The organism is Corallococcus aberystwythensis, from assembly GCF_003612165.1.
GTDB lineage: Bacteria > Myxococcota > Myxococcia > Myxococcales > Myxococcaceae > Corallococcus > Corallococcus aberystwythensis.
Genome location: NZ_RAWK01000230.1, coordinates 1 through 16374 on the forward strand (window position 1 = coordinate 1; position 16374 = coordinate 16374).

16 protein-coding genes are annotated in these 16374 nt (G+C 69.9%); 6 read left to right on the forward strand and 10 right to left on the reverse strand.

Annotated elements, in window-relative coordinates; genetic code table 11:
* Window positions 1-138 precede the first annotated feature (138 nt).
* Window positions 139-903 carry a Stp1/IreP family PP2C-type Ser/Thr phosphatase gene (locus tag D7W81_RS30580; RefSeq protein ID WP_120558937.1) on the forward strand — a complete coding sequence of 255 codons (765 nt, stop codon included), beginning with the start codon at window positions 139-141 and terminating at the stop codon, window positions 901-903.
* A 76-nt stretch (window positions 904-979) separates the two neighbouring features.
* On the opposite strand, the gene D7W81_RS30585 is transcribed toward D7W81_RS30580, so the two are convergent.
* The gene (locus tag D7W81_RS30585) at window positions 980-2008 is read right to left on the reverse strand and encodes a nucleotidyltransferase family protein (protein WP_120558938.1); all 1029 of its coding nucleotides are present in this window, start codon (window positions 2006-2008) and stop codon (window positions 980-982) included.
* Between the two features lie 4 nt (window positions 2009-2012).
* Entirely contained in the window at window positions 2013-3053 is a 1041-nt protein-coding gene (locus D7W81_RS30590; protein WP_120558939.1) for an aminoglycoside phosphotransferase family protein, read from the reverse strand.
* Between the two features lie 263 nt (window positions 3054-3316).
* Here D7W81_RS30590 and D7W81_RS30595 point away from each other — a divergent pair, with 263 nt between their 5' ends.
* Entirely contained in the window at window positions 3317-4684 is a 1368-nt protein-coding gene (locus tag D7W81_RS30595; RefSeq protein WP_120558940.1) for a pyridoxal-phosphate dependent enzyme, read from the forward strand.
* A gap of 93 nt (window positions 4685-4777) precedes the next feature.
* On the opposite strand, the gene D7W81_RS30600 is transcribed toward D7W81_RS30595, so the two are convergent.
* The 3 genes from D7W81_RS30600 to D7W81_RS30610 all read right to left on the reverse strand — a co-directional run bounded on the left by D7W81_RS30600 (window position 4778) and on the right by D7W81_RS30610 (window position 6192).
* Entirely contained in the window at window positions 4778-5179 is a 402-nt protein-coding gene (locus D7W81_RS30600; protein ID WP_120558941.1) for a hypothetical protein, read from the reverse strand.
* A 3-nt stretch (window positions 5180-5182) separates the two neighbouring features.
* Window positions 5183-5581: a hypothetical protein gene (locus D7W81_RS30605; protein ID WP_120558942.1), complete on the reverse strand. Its 399-nt coding sequence runs from the start codon at window positions 5579-5581 to the stop codon at window positions 5183-5185.
* Window positions 5582-5733: 152 nt separating this feature from the next.
* Window positions 5734-6192: a hypothetical protein gene (locus D7W81_RS30610; protein ID WP_167508120.1), complete on the reverse strand. Its 459-nt coding sequence runs from the start codon at window positions 6190-6192 to the stop codon at window positions 5734-5736.
* 86 nt (window positions 6193-6278) lie between these two features.
* Here D7W81_RS30610 and D7W81_RS30615 point away from each other — a divergent pair, with 86 nt between their 5' ends.
* On the forward strand, window positions 6279-6875 hold the full coding sequence (locus D7W81_RS30615; RefSeq protein ID WP_120558943.1) for an FHA domain-containing protein: 597 nt from the start codon (window positions 6279-6281) through the stop codon (window positions 6873-6875).
* A 13-nt stretch (window positions 6876-6888) separates the two neighbouring features.
* Here D7W81_RS30615 and D7W81_RS30620 read toward each other — a convergent pair whose 3' ends face one another.
* The 4 genes from D7W81_RS30620 to D7W81_RS30635 form a co-directional block, all read right to left on the reverse strand.
* Window positions 6889-7338, reverse strand: coding sequence for a MaoC family dehydratase (locus tag D7W81_RS30620; RefSeq protein ID WP_120558944.1), 450 nt, complete (start codon window positions 7336-7338; stop codon window positions 6889-6891).
* A 73-nt stretch (window positions 7339-7411) separates the two neighbouring features.
* Window positions 7412-9262, reverse strand: a complete 1851-nt coding sequence (locus D7W81_RS30625) for a discoidin domain-containing protein (protein ID WP_120558945.1) — start codon at window positions 9260-9262, stop codon at window positions 7412-7414.
* An 85-nt stretch (window positions 9263-9347) separates the two neighbouring features.
* Window positions 9348-10493, reverse strand: coding sequence for a cystathionine gamma-synthase (locus D7W81_RS30630; protein ID WP_120558946.1), 1146 nt, complete (start codon window positions 10491-10493; stop codon window positions 9348-9350).
* A 50-nt stretch (window positions 10494-10543) separates the two neighbouring features.
* Window positions 10544-11305 carry a crotonase/enoyl-CoA hydratase family protein gene (locus D7W81_RS30635; protein WP_120558947.1) on the reverse strand — a complete coding sequence of 254 codons (762 nt, stop codon included), beginning with the start codon at window positions 11303-11305 and terminating at the stop codon, window positions 10544-10546.
* 50 nt (window positions 11306-11355) lie between these two features.
* Here D7W81_RS30635 and D7W81_RS30640 point away from each other — a divergent pair, with 50 nt between their 5' ends.
* The gene (locus D7W81_RS30640) at window positions 11356-12339 is read left to right on the forward strand and encodes a class I SAM-dependent methyltransferase (protein WP_120558948.1); all 984 of its coding nucleotides are present in this window, start codon (window positions 11356-11358) and stop codon (window positions 12337-12339) included.
* A 17-nt stretch (window positions 12340-12356) separates the two neighbouring features.
* Here the strand turns inward: D7W81_RS30640 and D7W81_RS30645 are convergent, their stop codons facing one another.
* Window positions 12357-13571 (reverse strand): Dickkopf N-terminal cysteine-rich domain-containing protein, encoded by a 1215-nt coding sequence (locus D7W81_RS30645; protein WP_120558949.1) that lies wholly within the window; start codon window positions 13569-13571, stop codon window positions 12357-12359.
* Between the two features lie 236 nt (window positions 13572-13807).
* Here D7W81_RS30645 and D7W81_RS30650 point away from each other — a divergent pair, with 236 nt between their 5' ends.
* The gene (locus tag D7W81_RS30650; protein ID WP_120558950.1) at window positions 13808-14476 is read left to right on the forward strand and encodes an RNA polymerase sigma factor; all 669 of its coding nucleotides are present in this window, start codon (window positions 13808-13810) and stop codon (window positions 14474-14476) included.
* On the forward strand, window positions 14463-16374 hold a 1912-nt coding region (locus tag D7W81_RS30655), incomplete at its 3' end, for a FecR domain-containing protein (RefSeq protein ID WP_120558951.1). The genes D7W81_RS30650 and D7W81_RS30655, both read left to right, overlap by 14 nt.

Consider the following 16374-nt stretch of genomic DNA (forward strand, 5'->3'; position numbering starts at 1 on the left):
GGGGGGGCGGGGGCATTCCCGGCCACCCGCACCCAGAGGGGGGACCGCTGCGACAGACGAGGTTTTTGACCCCTTTTGGAGCGCTTTGTTAACGTCGCGCCGCGATTTTCACGCCTCTCCCCGGAAGAGTCCCTTCGCATGCGCATCGAGGTTGCCGGCAGCACCCACGTCGGGATGAAGCGGAACCACAACGAGGACAACTACCTCGTGCTCACCGAGGAGAACCTCGTGTGCGTGGCGGACGGCATGGGCGGTCACTCGTCCGGTGAGATCGCCAGCCGCATCGCGGTGGACGAACTGGGTGAGTTCTTCCGCATGACGTCCAAGGACCAGGACGCCACCTGGCCGTTCAAGATGGACAAGCAGCGCAACTACGATGAGAACCGGCTGTCCACCGGCATCAAGCTGGCGAACGCGCGCATCTTCGAGCGCGCCACGGTGGACACCAAGTACAAGGGCATGGGCACCACCATCGTGTCCGTGCACTTCGCCGAGAGCGCGGCCTACGTGGGCCACGTGGGCGACAGCCGCGTGTACTTCTTCCGCGGCGGCATCCTCCAGCAGGTGACGGAGGACCACTCGCTGCTCAACGACTACCTCAAGGCGAAGAAGCTCACGCCGGAGGAGATTGAAAACTTCCCCCACAAGAACGTGATTGTCCGCGCGCTGGGGATGAAGGAGCAGGTGCAGGTGGACGTCACCCGCGTGGATCCGCTGGAGAACGACGTCTTCCTGCTGTGCTCGGACGGCCTGAGCGGCATGATTTCCGACGCGCAGATGCAGGACATCCTGTCCCGCACGCCGGAGCTGGAGAAGGCCTGCGGCCAGCTCATCGACCTGGCCAACGCGGCGGGCGGCAACGACAACGTGACCTGCGTGCTGGCGCGCTGGCACGCCGCCTGAAGCCACCGTCCACCGCTGAACGTGTGAAGGCCCGTGCCCCGAAGAGGAGCGCGGGCCTTCGTCGTTCCAGCCGGTGTCAGCGCCCGGAAAGCGGCGCGGGCACCCGGTGCGGGCCCCACGCGAGCACCTCGGTGAGCGCCTCACCGGGTGACACCTGCGTCTCCTCGAACACGGCGCAGCGCTCCAGCTTCGCGCCCTGCCCCACCCGCGCGCCCGGGCCCACCGACACGCCCGGGCCCACGGTGGCGCCGTCTTCCACGACACTGCCCGCGCCTACGTACACAGGGCCGCGCACCGTCCCCGCCACGCGGGCCTCCGGATGCACCCAGGCTCCGGCCGCCCCGGCCTTCAGCCCCGCGAGCGGCGAGTCCTTCCCCAGCGCCTGCAACGGCACGCGCCCTTCGAGCACGTCCCGCACCGTGGCCAGGTAGCGCGACGGCATGCCCAGGTCGGACCAGTACGCGTCCACCGCGTGCCCGCGCACCGCGAGCCCCGCCTGCATCACCCGCACGTAGACCTCGCGGTTGATGTCCTCGGGGCCTTCCGCCGTCATGAAGTCGAACACGCTGGGGGACATCACGTGCACGCCGGTGAAGTGCCACGGCATGAGGCCGTCACCGCCCGGCCCGTACCCCGCGATGCGGCGCACCTGCCCGCCCGCGTCCGCCTCCACCGCCGCGTACTTCTCCCCTTCCGGCATGGGCAGCAGCACCATCGTCGCCACCGCGCCGGACTCCCGGTGCGCCGCGACCACGGGCTTCAGGTCCACCGGGAAGAGGATGTCCCCGTTGAACACGAGGAAGTCCTCGCCGGAGAGGAAGTCGCGCAGGCCGCGGATGCCGCCGCCCGTGCCCTGGATGACGGGCTCGTGCACCACGTGCAGCGGCAGCCCCGCGCGCTCGCACTCCGCGCGGGCCACCGCCGCCATCGTGTCCGGCAGGTGGTGCGTGTTGATGCCCACCGCCGTCACGCCCGCGGCCTTCAGCACCGCCAGGTGATAGCGGAGCAGCGGCTGGCCGAGGAACGGCATGGCCGGCTTGGGCCAGCGCTCGGTGAGCGGGCGCAGGCGCGTGCCCAGGCCCGCGCAGAGGACCATCGCCTTCATGGGCTCAGGCCGCCAGCTCGGGCACGTACTTCGCGATCAGCTTCTGCAGCGGCGCCAGCTCCGGCCGGCGCGCGAACGCGGCCTTCACGTAGCGCAGCGACGCGGGGATGGACACGAGGAAGCCCGGGTTGCCCTTGAAGCGGTGGATGTACTCGAAGCGGCCCGCGTCCTTCAGCTTGCGCTGGATGGTGAGCAGGTCGAAGAACGCCTTGAACTCCTTCGCGTCGATCTTCTCCCCGCTCTCCTGCTCGAACGTGGCGATGTAGCGGTCCAGCATCGTGTCCACGAAGTCGCGGTCCAGCTCCACGTAGCTGTCGCGCAGGAGCGCCACCAGGTCGTACTGGCGCGGGCCCTGGAGCGCGTCCTGGAAGTCGATGACGACCAGCTCGCCCTCCTTCACCATGATGTTGCGGCTCTGGTAGTCGCGGTGCGTGAAGCCGCGCGGCGCGGCGGCCAGCTGCTTCGCGATGTCCCGGAACGTGGCGTCCAGCTCCGCGCGCTCCGCGGCCGTGGGCTGCTTGCCGCTCCAGGCCTCCAGGCCCCATTCGCGGAAGTGGTGCAACTCCCAGTCGTACAGGTCCTCGTCGAAGGCGCGCGTGAAGGCCAGGCACTCCGGGTCGCGATGCTTCTCCGTCTGCACGCGCAGCTTCGCCAGCAGGTCCACCGCGCGCGTGTAGAGCGCCTGGTTGTGACGGCCCCCCTCCAGCGCGGACTCGAAGGTGATGTCGCTCAGGTCCTCGATCACCATGATGCCGGCGGGCTCGTCGTAGCGGAGGATGCGCGGCACCCGCACGCCCAGCTTCTCCAGGTAGCGGTGCACGTTGACGAAGGGCAGCTCCTTCGGAGGCTCGCCCTTGGTGGCCTCGTCGCTCTTCTTCGTCGCGTCCGGCGGCATCACCATGGCCACCCAGCTCTCCGGGGGCGCACCGACGCGGTAGTAGGAGCGGCTGCTCGCCTCGCCCTTGAGCTTCGTGATGGGTGCGTCGGGAACGGGACGGCCAATGGCCTGTCCCACCTGGTCGCGAAGGGCGGCCTCAAGTTCCATGGGGGGCGGGTACTCCAGAGGGGGAAGGAACGACGCCCGCGAGTATCGGAGGCACGGCGCGGCGGGTCAAAGCCCGCGTGGGCCCCACGCCTGCCCTGTCGCCTACGCGACGAGGCACCCCAGGGCCCCACGCCCAGGGGGAAACACCCGCCCGGTCGCGGCATCCTGCGTCAGGAAGGGCCGAGCCTCCGGGCATGTTCCCCCTGACGGGGCGGAGCACATATAAGGCCCCGACCCTCACTTTTTTCGGGAAGCCACGCACGATGGACATCCAAGAGAACATCCTCACCGCCATTGGCCACACGCCGCTGGTGAAGCTCAACAAGCTCGTCGGTCCGAACGACGCCACCGTGCTCGTGAAGTGCGAGTTCATGAACCCCGGCGCGTCCATCAAGGACCGCATGGCGCTCTACATCATCGAAAAGGCCGAGCGGGAGGGGCGGCTCAAGCCCGGCGGCACCATCGTGGAGAACACGTCCGGCAACACCGGCATGGGCGTGGCGCTGGCCGCGGCGGTGAAGGGCTACAAGTGCATCTTCACCATGCCGGACAAGATGTCCCTGGAGAAGATCAACCGCCTGAAGGCCATGGGCGCCCAGGTCGTCGTCACGCCGACGAACGTGCCCGCCGAGGACCCGCGCTCCTACTACGAGACGTCCAAGCGGCTGGCCAAGGAGACGCCCGGCGCCTTCATGCTGAACCAGTACCACAACCCGGACAACATCGAGGCGCACTACCACACGACGGGTCCGGAGATCTTCCAGCAGACCGACGGCAAGATTGACTACTTCGTCTCCGGCCTGGGCACCGGCGGCACCATGAGCGGCGCCGGCAAGTTCCTCAAGGAGAAGATCCCCGGCCTGAAGAACGTCGGCGTGGATCCGGAAGGCTCCGTCTACGAGGGCTACTTCAAGACGGGCAAGCTCACCGAGCCGCACGTCTACAAGGTCGAGGGCATTGGCGAGGACATGCTCTGCGGCGCCATGGACTTCAAGGTCGTGGACGACGTGCGCCAGGTGGACGACCGCATGTGCTTCAACGCCGCTCGCCGCCTCGCGCGCGAGGAGGGCATCTTCGCGGGCGGCTCGTCCGGCGCGGCGGTGCACGTGGCGGTGCAGCTGGCGAAGGAAGTCGGCAAGGGGAAGACCATCGTGGTCGTCCTGCCGGACTCCGGCAGCAGCTACATCAGCAAGTTCCACTCCGACGAGTGGATGCGCGACAACGGCTTCATGCAGGAGAAGGGCGCCGGCACCGTGCGCGACATCATCGGCGCGAAGCCCCGCGACCTGAAGACGGCGAAGCGCGGTGACCGCGTGGACCGCGTGGTGGAGACGATGCGCAGCCACGGCATCAGCCAGATGCCCGTGGTGTCCGATGACGGGCGCGCCGTGGGCATGGTGCACGAGTACGACCTGCTCAACGCCCTGGTGGCCAACAAGGTGAAGTTCCAGGACGCCATCGACCCCATCGTCGCCCCGCTCCAGGGCGCGGTGTCCGCCGAGGCCAGCATCGACCGGCTGCGTGAAATCTTCGCGCGCGACAACGTGGCCGTGGTGAAGGACGGCGAGACCGTCATCGCCATCGTCACGAAGATCGACCTCATCGACCACCTGCACCGCACCGCCGCTTAATCAGCGGTCGGACGCCGGAAACACCGCGGGCCCGGAAGGAGGAGCGAATCCTCCCTTCGGGCCCGTCGTGCTTCAGCGGTGCGGTGACTCTTGTCAGAGCCCTTCGGGGTCCGGCTTCGTCAGGTCCAGGGCCACCATGTGGTAGCCGGGTCCCACGTGCATGAAGCCGAAGCGCTCCGCGCGGTTCTTGATGGCGTCCAGCTGCGAGTAGCCCAGGAGCAGCTTGAAGCCCTGGCGCCGGGCCTCGTCGCGGACGGCGGCGACGATGGCGTTGACGGCTTCGTTGCGGTCCTCCTTGGTCAGCCCGGGCGCGGCGATGATGCCTTCAATCAGCGCCACCGAGCTGTCCGTGCGGTACAGGAAGCCCGCCGCCTTCTCCGGCACCACGAACCCGAACTCCGGAAGGGCTTCCGGGGTCATTGTCTCATCCCACGGCTTGCGCCACAGGTTGAGCAGCTCGTGGTGGACCTTGGGGTCGAAGCGAACGGGCTTCATGGACTAGGAGAGGAACGTGGACATCTTCTGGGCGGCCAGCTCGGTCGCGTTGTTCATGCCCAGCTGGGTGAAGGGGTTGCTCTTGTTGGCCTTGAACAGGTCGCCCACGATGTCCGTGACCTTGCTCTTGCCCTTGGCCAGGTTCAGCGCGCCGGACAGCAGGCTGTTGCCGCCCTTGCCGTCCATCAGGCCGGAATTGGCGAAGGTGCTGAGCGCGTTCTTGAACACGCCGCCGCCCGGGATGAGGTCGGTGGCCGCGCCCAGCAGCGCCTGGATGGGGTTCTTGCCCTGCATCAGGCCGCTGGCGAAGCCCATCGCCGCGCCGAGGAGCGGGTTCACCGCCGACACGAACGGCTTGACGATGTCCATCACCTTGCCGAGAGCCTTGCCGATGCCACCCATGGTCTGATCCTTTTCGGGGAGGGCCGCGAGGGGCCCTCGAAGTGAGACTGACAGTGGGATTCTCGGCAGGAGGCCGGAGAAGTTTCCGGTTCCCGGATTATCCGGGCCACCGCCAGGAAAGCCCCGGGGTTCCGGGGGTTTAGCGGGAGGGCTCAGCCCCGGATGGGGCCCTTCTTGGCCTCCGCCGGGTCCACGGCGGCGCCCGGCTTGGGGGCCACGGCCTGGCCGGCCTTGGGGGCGGCACCCAGCGCGGAGCTGTAGCGCTGCTCGTGGCTCTTGTCGCTGCTGAAGCCGTCGCGCTGCTGGGCGGGGCTGATGGCGATCTCCCCGTCGATGATCTTCTGCAGGTGGGTGCCAATCTCCTCCACCGTCGCGATCTTCGGGTCGCGAGCCTTCAGCTCCTCGTCGGGGATGATCTCCAGCTGGGGCGGCTTGTCCGGGTGGATGGCGTAGTCGAGGATCTTCTCCACGTACTGCGCGACGGGGATCTTCAGCAGCTCCGCCTGCTGCTTCACGTCCGCGTCGGCCAGCAGCTCCGCGCGCACCACTTCCACGGGACGCTTCAGCCGGCTGGGCGCCGGGGGAGGAACCACCTCGTTGGGGTTGGACATGGGCTTCTCCTTTGGGCGTATTGCTAGCGCAGGTCCGCCCTGGAACTCAAAGTGTGGGTCCGGAAGAACAGAAAAAGGGACGCACCATGGCCGCAACAATCCTTGAAGCCCGCTGTGTCGCGCCCTTCGTCGTCCGGGTCCGCTTCAGCGATGGGATGGAGGGAGAGGCAAGCCTCGAGCCCTGCCTCTTCGACTGGGACCTCTCACGCGTCCCCGGCCTCACCCCGGAGCTGCGCGAGTGGCTGCGCTCGCCGGAGCACTTCGCGACCGTCCGCCTGGACGCGGAAGCGGGCACGCTCGCGTGGGGAGACGCGCGGCCGTTCGACCCGTCGGTGGTGTACTGGCGCGTGGAGCAGTACCGGGTGCCGGTGACGGTCCGCACGAAGGACGGGACGGTCCTCGCGAACCTGCTGCTCGGAGGCAGGCGCGAGGTCTGGACCGGGGGGCTCACCGTGGGGAGCGCCCCGGACAACACCGTCGTGGTGAACCGGCCCGGCGTGGCGCCCCACCACGTTCGCGTGAGGGTGGGCGGTGGCCACCACCCCTGCTACTTCGTGGAGGTGGTGGAGGGGACCACGACCGCCGGGGGCACCTCCTCCTCGACTCCCGGAGTGAAGTGGCGCGTCCCCATGGAGGAGCCCCTGCTGCTGGAGTTGGCGGACTGCACCGTGCAGGTGAACTGAGCGCCGGCCGGGCTCAAGGGGCCGGGGGGCGGCGGGCGAAGAGGGCGTTGGCCACCTCCGTCATCACCACCTCGCCGCGCTGGTTCACGACCTCCAGGCCCAGCTTGAGCGCGCCGCGGTCCGGCTTGCTCGCGGAGGGCTTCGCCTCCAGCGTCGTGATGCGCACGGTGAGCGTGTCACCCGGGCGCACGGGCTTCTTCCAGCGCAGCTCGTCCAGGCCGGGCGAGCCCATGCCGGCGGCCTGGCCCAACAGGCCCTCCACCATGAGCTTGTGGCAGATGGCGGCGGTGTGCCAGCCGCTGGCGATGATGCCGCCGTAGATGCTCTTGCCGGCGGCGTCCTCGTCGATGTGGAAGGGCTGGGGGTCGAACTGGCGCGCGAACGCGAGGATCTCCTCGCGCGTCACCACGTACGGCCCCCGCTCCATGATCTCGCCGATGGGGAAGTCCTCGAAGTAGCGCATGGTGTCCCTTCCAGTGTGCCGGGCCCGCCGGCGGTTCATTCCGCCCTTCCCTACCCTCCGGCGGGCCTCGCGGCTACTGCGGAAGCGGCTCCTCGGGGTCGGCCACGGACTCCGGCGTGTCCGCGGGCGGCACGGGACCGCGAAGCCTCGGCTCGGCGCGGTCGTCCGTGGGGCCCGGCGGCGTGTCCCGAGCCTCCTCCGCGGCGGCCTCGTCCGCCTCCAGCGCGCTGGCCTGGACGCGGGTGGCGGACTTGCTCAGCGTCTTCTTGAGCGTGAGCGTGTCGCGCACGGCGTTGGTGGAGGTGATGAGCCGCGCGGTGAGCGTGCCGCCGTCCACCACCACGTCCAGGAAGCCGTAGGCCTGGTTGTCGCGCAGCGCGGTCCACGCGGGCTGGCTGGTGGCGAAGGGACGCAGCGTGGCGCCGCCGCTGCCCACCACGAGGTACGGAATGCCGCGCTGGGTGCCGGAGGCCACGTTGTCTCCGAACATGGGCTTGCTGCGCTCGTAGTCGTGGTCATGCCCGGTGAGCACCAGGTCCACGCCGTACTTCTCGAACAGCGGGCCGAACTGACGGCGCATGGTGAGCTGAGAGCCGTGCTCGCCGCTGGACCACGACGGGTGGTGGAAGAAGGCCACCGTCCACGGGCGCGTGTTCGCGGCCAGGTCCGACTCCGCCCACGCCTTCTGGGCCGCGAGCGTGCACCGGTCCGCGGACGCCAGGCCCACCGCGCAGTTGGAGTCCAGGGAGATGAAATGCACCGGGCCCCAGTCGAACGAGTAGTAGCGCTCGGTGCCCTGCGGGTTGTTCGCGGGCAGGTACATGTTGTCCAGGTAGGGCTGCGCCTGGTTCGTCACGTACTCGTGGTTGCCGGGCGTGGCGAACATGGGGACTTCACGCAACAGGCCCGCCATGGGCGTGAAGAGGTGCGCCTGGAACTCCGCGTCCGTGCCGTCCGGGTACGCGTTGTCGCCCAGGGCCAAGAGCAGCTCCGAGCGCCATGCGGGCGTGGACATCACGTCCATCACCTTGCGCTGCATGCTGCCGCCGGTGCCGAAGTCGCCCATCGCGGTGAAGTGCACCTTCGTGGCGGTGGACGTCGGGGACGTCTGGAACCCGCGCAGGCCCGTCTTGCTGCCGCACGCCTCCACCACGTAGCCGTAGGTGCGGCCCGCGGACAGGTTGGACAGCTTCACCGCGTGACGCGTGCCGGACACGCCCGCGCTGACGGACGCCGTGAGGTTTCCGCCCTCGCCGTAGCGCACCGTGGGGTTGCAGGTGCCGGCGGTGCGGAAGGCCACGATGGCGGACGTCTGCTTCACGCTCTGCAGGTACGGCAGGCGCGGCAGCGCCGTGCCCGAATCCGTAGACGACGGCGGCGCGGAGGCCGAGCACGCCCGGGCCTCCGCGATGGAGTTCCAGTCGTTCACCGTGTTGCCGTTGACGGTGATGCGCACGTAGCGCGCGCTGCGCGAGGAGAACGCCACCGTCTGCGCGGAAGCGTTGAGCGCGCTGTCCCCCGCGTACGCCTGCGTGAAGGTGCTGCCGTCGGTGGACGTGGAGACGACGAAGTGGTTCTGGCGCTCGTTGCCCCGGTGCCACGCGATGGTGGTGCCTGTGAGCGTCTGCGCCGAGCCCAGGTCCATCTGGAGCCAGACGCCCGTCCCCTGCGCACTCCAGCGCGTGGCGAGGTTGTCGTCCTGCGTGTTCGCGGGCACGTTGCCGTCGTCACCGCTGGCCGTCACCGCCTTCGTGACGAGCTGGTTGCAGTTGGACGCGGCGAGCGAGGCCTCCTCGTCTTGCGCTGTCGGGGCCGACAGCGCGACGGGAGGGAAGTCGGAGTCAGTGGGAGCAGGCGGGGACTCGCAGCCAGTCACGAGCCACGCGCCCAGGAGGCAGGTGGGGCCAAGCAGTCGGTTACGCATCGCGCCGGAAACGTTGTGTACCAACCAACATTCCCCCTGCCCTCCAGGGCAGGCCAGGCCGCTTGGAGCGCGAGCGAGCGCCGGACTATTTCACGCGATCGAGCGCCTGCGCGAGGTCGTCGATGAGGTCCTGCGCGTCCTCGATGCCGACGGACAGGCGGATGAAGCCGTCCGCGATGCCCAGCTTCTCCCGCGTCTCCTTGGGGACGGAGGCGTGGGTCATGATGGCCGGGTGCTCGATGAGGGACTCGACGCCGCCCAGGGACTCGGCGCAGGCGAAGACCTTCACCGTCTTGAGGAAGGTGCGCGCCGCCTCCAGGCCGCCGTGGATGTCGAACGTCAGCATGCCGCCGAAGCCGGTCATCTGCTGCTTGGCGAGCGCGAACTGCGGATGCGTCTCCAGGCCCGGGTAGGTGACCTTCTTCACCTGCTTGTGCGTGGCCAGGTACTGGGCCACCTTCATCGCGTTCTGCGCGTGGCGGTCCATGCGCACGTGCAGCGTCTTCACGCCGCGCAGCACGAGGAAGCTGTCGAAGGCGCCGGACACGCCGCCCACCGCGTTCTGCAGGAAGTACATCCGCTCCGCGATGTCGTCGCGGCTGGTGCAGACGAAGCCGCCCACCACGTCGCTGTGGCCGTTCAGGTACTTCGTCGTGGAGTGCGCCACGACGTCGAAGCCCAGGTTGAGCGGCTTCTGGAAGTACGGCGTCATGAACGTGTTGTCCGCGACGGAGATGATGCCGCGCTTCTTGGCGACCTCGGCGATGCGCGCCAGGTCGATGAGCTTGAGCATCGGGTTCGTCGGCGTCTCCACCCAGACCATCTTCGTCTTGGGGGTGATGGCCGCTTCGAAGTTCTCCGGCTTGGAGAGGTCCACGAAGGAGAAGTTCAGGCCGGAGCGCTTGAACACCTTGTCGAAGATGCGGAAGGTGCCGCCGTACACGTCGTCGGAGACGATGACGTGGTCACCGGCCTCCAGCATGTGCATCAGCATGTCCGTGCCGGCGAGGCCGGACGCGAACGCGGCGCCGTACTTCGCGCCTTCCAGCGCGGCCAGGCAGTCCTGCAGCGCCTTGCGCGTGGGGTTCTGCGTGCGGCTGTACTCGTAGCCCTTGTGCTCCCCCGGCCCGTCCTGGACGTAGGTGGAGGTCAGGTACACGGGCGTCATGATGGCGCCGGTGGTGGGATCCGGCTCCTGGCCGGCGTGGATGGCGAGCGTGTCGAAGCGCATGGCTTCGCGAACTAACACAGTCCCACCGGCCGCGCAGCGCTCCCGGGGTCTTAGTCGAACTGGCCATGCCGGCCCGCGCCCTTCGCGAACCGCGTCGCCCCGGGGATGGACTCCGTCTGGAGCACCTCCACCCCGCCCTCGAACTCCTGGCGCATCGCGTCTTCGAAGGACAGGTCGGCCTGGGCGTAGGCGGACGTCCGGTCCGCGTTCATGCAGGCCTGGGGAAAGGCGGCGACTTGAGCGGCCAGGGCCTCCGCGGCGGCCCGGGCCTCGCCCTTCGGCACCACGCGGTTGACCAGGCCCATGCCCAGCGCCTCGGCGGCGGACACCGCACGGCCGGTGAGGATGAGGTCCAGGGCGCGCGACAGGCCAATCAGCCGTGGCAGGCGCACGGTACCCCCGTCGATGAGGGGCACGCCCCAGCGGCGGCAGAAGACACCCAGCACCGCGTCCTCCTCCGCCACGCGCAAATCACACCACAGCGCCAGCTCCAGCCCGCCCGCCACGGCGTGTCCACTGATTGCGGCCACCACGGGCTTGGACAGCCGCAGGCGCGAAGGCCCCATGGGCCCGTCCCCGTCCGGCTCCAGGCGCAAGAGGCGCCCTTCGGACACGGCCTTCAGGTCCGCGCCCGCGCAGAACGTCCCCGCGTCGCCGTAGAGGACGCCCACGCGCGCGTCGGGGTCCGCGTCGAAGGCCCGGAAGGCATCCGCCAGCGCCTGGGCCGTGCCGGCGTCCACCGCGTTGCGGATCTCCGGCCGGTGGAGGATGACGGTGGTGACGGGGCCGTTCTTCTCGACGCGCACGCTCATGGGCACGGGTTTTCCCCCGCCCCCGGGGCGGCCTGCAATATGAGGGGAGCATGTCGGACGAAGGCAAAGACACACCGGGCGCGGGCATGTTCGAGAACCGCCTGCGAAAGAACGCGAAGCGCCTGCGCAAGTGGGCCCGCGCGCAGGGGCTCACCGCCTTCCGCGTCTACGACCGGGACATCCCCGAGTACTCCTACGCCGTGGACCTCTACGGCGACCACGCCCACGTCGTGGAGTTCCCGCGCCGCAAGGCCCACGCGAAGGGCGCGAACGCGGACGCCGACCGCGCGGAAGTCCTGGCCGCCGTCACCGCCGTGCTGGGCGTGCCCCCGGAGCGCACGTCCGTGAAGACGCACACGCCCCAGCCCTGGGGCCGCTCGCAGTACGGCCGCGTGGGCGAAGGCAGCGAACGGCTGGTGGTGGAGGAACAGGGCCTCAAGTTCTGGGTGAACCTGGGCGACTACCTGGACACCGGCCTCTTCATGGACCACCGCAACACGCGCGCGCGCGTGCGCAGCGAGGCGAAGGGGAAGCACTTCCTCAACCTCTTCGCCTACACCGGCGCATTCACCGTGTACGCGGCGGCGGGCGGCGCGGCGGGCAGCGTGAGCGTGGACCTGTCCAACACGTACCTGGACTGGGCGGAGGACAACCTGGTGCTCAACGGCCTGGCGGACCCGCGCCACGTGCTCATCCGCGCGGACGCGAAGGCGTGGCTGGAGGACCAGGCGAAGCACGGCGAGGACAAGTACGAGCTCATCGTCTGCGACCCGCCGTCGTTCTCCACGTCGAAGAAGATGTCGGGGAACTTCGACGTGCAGCGCGACCACGTGCGGATGCTTGAACACCTCCGGGCGCTCATGGCCCCCGGAGGCGTCCTCTACTTCTCCACCAACTTCCTGGGCTTCGAACTGAAGGACTCCGCGACCCGGGGCATGGCGCAGGTGGAGGAGCTCACCCCCCGCTCCATCCCCGAGGACTTCCACCGCAAGGAGATCCACCGCTGCTGGCGCATGGTGGCCCCCTCGCGGTGAGCGTCAGCCGCTGACGGCTACAGCCAGCAGACGTTGTCCTGGCAGCGCTCGCCGGACGGGCACTCGCAGTTGGCCTGGCAGACCTTGCCGGAGCCGTGGTTCACCGGCTTGCACTGGCCGCTGGTGCAGGCCTGGCCCGCCGGGCACTCGCAGTTGGCGCGGCACACGGTGCCGGACGTCCCCGCGTCCTGCGACGGCTGCGCCGGGGGCAGCTTGCACTTGCCGCTGGTGCAGACCTCACCGGACGGGCACTCGCAGTTCACCGTGCAGGACATGTTGCTGCCCGAGCCCGCGTCCGGCACCGGCAGCTTGCAGTAGCCGCTGTTGCACACCTGGCCGGAGGGGCAGTCGCAGTTGGCGAGGCACGCCTGGCCCGGGTCCGGCTGCGGGGACTTGCACTGGCCGCTGTTGCAGACCTGGCCCGCCGGGCACTCGCAGTTGGCCTTGCACTGGCCGCCGGTGGGAATCGGCAGGCAGTAGCCCACCTCGCACTTGGTGTCCGCCGAGCACTCCGTCGTGGAGGAGCAGGGCGCGCGGCACTGGCCGTTCACGCAGTCGCGGCCCGTGGGGCACTGCGCCTCCGTGGTGCAGGCGTTCGGGTCCTGCTGCGGCGTCTGGCACAGGCCCTGGATGCACAGGCCGCCCGGACCGCACTTGAGGTCGTCGTCGCACTCCTTCCGGCAGGTGCCGTTGATGCAGTAGCTGCCCGTGCCGCAGTCAGCATTGACCCGGCAGACCGGGGAGCCCGCATCCGGCTTGGTGCCGCCGTCCGAGCCCGCGTCCGGCTTGGTGCCGCCATCCGAGCCCGCGTCCGGCTTCGTGCCGCCGTCAGAGCCCGCGTCCGGCTTCGTGCCGCCATCCGGCTTGGTGCCGCCGTCCGTGGTCCCAGTGCCAGAGCCGGTGCAGAAGTTGTCCTTGCAGCGGCCGCCCGCGCCACATTCCGAGTCGCGGTAGCAGGACTGGGCGCACCAGCCGTTGATGCACATCTGCGTGCCGGGACACTCGCTGGAGAACACGCAGTTCTGGGAGTTGGAGTTCAGGTCCCAGCAGCTGCCGGAGTGACAGTACTGGTTGGAGCCACAGTCAGACGTGGTGGAACAGCCGTAGCTGGAGTCGTAGTCGTCGTCGGGCCAGTAATCGCCGCCGCTCGTCTCCAGGACACAACCTGACAGCAGGCCTAACAGCGCAAGGAACGGCACGAACAGCATGCCGCGAAGCGAGGTGTTCCTCATGAGTGGGGGCTCCAAAGGAATGGGATGGGTCCGGACCGGCCACCGGGGGGGTCATCCGATTTCGAGAGCCTTCGACGCAAGGGGGGGCCAGATTGATCAAATAATTTTGATCTTTTTTCGTCTCTCCGGAGACCCAGGGGCACGGAGGCAGTGTGCTCGTCTGGACCACCGATACAGACTGGAGGGCGTTCCTGGAGGAAGGGGACGTCCGGCGTCGCCCTGAAGGAGAGGCCCTGGTGTTCAGCCGAGGAGCGCGCACGTGGGCGTCCGCCGTCCCGCCGGAGTCCGGCGTGGACAGGCTGGGCGCGCGCGGGCCGGCTTCCGCGGACGAGGCCCACCTGCGGCAGCTGGTCCAGCGGGTCCAGGAGGGAGACCTCACCGCCTTCGAGCAGCTCTACGAGGCCACGAAGCTGGACGTGGCGCGCACGCTGCGCCACCTGGTGGGAAACCGCGTGGAGGTGGACGACCTGCTCCAGGAGACGTACCTGCGGCTGCTCACGGCGGTGAAGGGCTTCCGGGGCGAGTCGCGCTTCAAGACGTTCCTCTACCGGGTGTGCGCCAACGTGGCGCTCAGCCATCTGAGGTGGAAGCGGCGCCGGCCGGAGGACCCCTTCGCGGACCCGCCAGAGATGGTGGCGACGGGGGAGGACCCGGAGCGCGCCGCGGAGCGCCGTCAGGCCGCCCGGCTGGTGGAGGCGGCGCTGGAGAAGCTCAAGCCCAAGAAGCGCATCGTCTTCGTCTACCACGAGCTGTGCGGCATGAGCCCGGACGAGATTGCCCTCGCCGTGGGAAGCTCCGCCAACACCGTGCGCAGCCGCCTGCACCACGCGAGATTGGAGTTCACCGAGGCCATGCAGCGTCTGGTCGTCGACCGGCCGGTGGGAGGTTCTCATGGCCGGCCATGAGACCGAGGCCCTGTGGGCGCTGGCCGCGGGGGAGCTGGATGCCGCCGGCAAGGCCCGCGTGGAGGCGCATGTGGCGGAGTGCGCCGAGTGCACCGCGGAGTGGAAGCGCGTGGTGGAGGCCCGGGCGGTGCTGCACACGGCGCGCTCGGTGGAGCCCTCCGTGCGGTGGGAGGAGACGGGGGCGCGGCTGAAGGCGGCCGCGGCGAAGCGGATGGCCCGGCCGGAGCGGCGGTTCGTGGCGCCGTGGGCGATGACGCTCGCGGGGGCGTGCGCCGTCGCACTGATGCTGTGGTTGGGCGGTGGGCTCTGGAGGAAAGGCGGGGAGCTGACGCCCGTCGCGACGCAGGGTCCGTCGGCCGTGGCGACCGGCACGAGCGCGTCCGGGGAGCAGACCGCGCCGGCGGATGGCAAGGCCACCGGGCAGCATGAGCCCGCGAACGCAGCGGTCGCGGCCCGGCCAGAGGGGATGCCCGAGCAGCGGAATGCGGGAGTGGTGCCCCCGGACGCGGCGCCTGCGCAGCGCGAGTCGGTCGCGGCTCGCCCGGACGCGGCGCCTGCGCAGCGCGAGTCGGTCGCGGCTCGCCCGGAGGCGGCGGCCACCACGGAGGCGGAGCGTGTGACGGGCGCGGTGCTGCGGGAGGCCACCGGCCTGGAACATGCGCTGGCCACCGGGATGCGGCTGCGCTCGGGCATGGCGGTGCGGACGCCTCCGAAGGCCTCGGCGGTGCTGCGGCTTCCGGATGAGAGCCGGGTGCGGCTGTCGGCGGGTTCGGACGTGGTGTTCGCGCGTGCGGAGTCCAACGCCGTGCACCTGACCGTCCAGCAGGGACGTCTCTCCGTGAATGCCTCCCATGCGAAGCGCGACGCGTTCCTCGTGGAGTCCGCGGGCCTGCGCGTCTCCGTCGTGGGGACGGTCTTCTCGGTGGAGCGCACGGCGGCCGGTGCCGCGGTGGCGGTGCTCGAAGGGCGCGTGCGCGTGGACGCGGAGGGTCAGCCGCCGCGCTTCGTGGACGCGGGCGAGCGCGTGGAGCTCACGGCCCCGGGTGAGGCGATGAAGGCTCGCGCGCTCTCCGCCGGAGACCGTCAGGCGTTCCGCGACCTGCGGGCCGCCGAACCGCGTCCCGCCGTCGCGAGCCTCCTGCCCACGAAGAAGGAACCGTCACGGCCAGAAGCGGCCCCCCCTCCGCGACAGGCCGTCGCCACCGGTGCCAATGCCGTGGAGGCACCAGCGCCTGCCTCCAACACGCCGCCCGAGGACAGCGCCGCCCCGCCGCAGGCCGTGGCCCATGCGACGCCCGAGGCCGCTGCCCCGGAGTCACCGCGCCAATCCGTTGCCACCGCCTCCAACCCGTTGGAGAGCGCGCCTCCGCACGCGGTCAACACGGAGATTCCCCAGGCCGTGGCCATGCTCCCACGGGAGTCCGCTCCGTCCGACGACTTCGTGCCCTACCCCGGCTCGTCCGCGGGTTCGCTCGCGTCCTCCGCGCCCCTGCCGGCACCCGGCGCCGTGCAGGCGCCCTCCATGGCCCCGGCCACTCCCACGGAGCCGCGCAAGCGCAAGACGCTGGGCGCGCTCGTTCCGGGGGGACTGCTGTCGGACGACTCCGATGAGCGCTTCCTCGGCTACGCCAAGGTGCAGACCTCCTCCAACGTGTGCGGGCGCTTCCTCATGGGACTGGGGGAGATCGCCGCCGCCAGTCCGCGCACGAGCCACCGGGAGCAGGCCCGCATCCTGCGCGGACGCTGCCTCATCAAGTCGCACCAGCCCGCGGACGCGGAGGACGAGTTCCGCCAGTACCTCCGCGAGTTCCCCAACGGCCACTACGCCACCGAGGCCCGCATCGCGCTGGGCATGTCCGCCGAGCCGGAGGCCGGCGCGCCCCCGAAGGCCCCCGCGC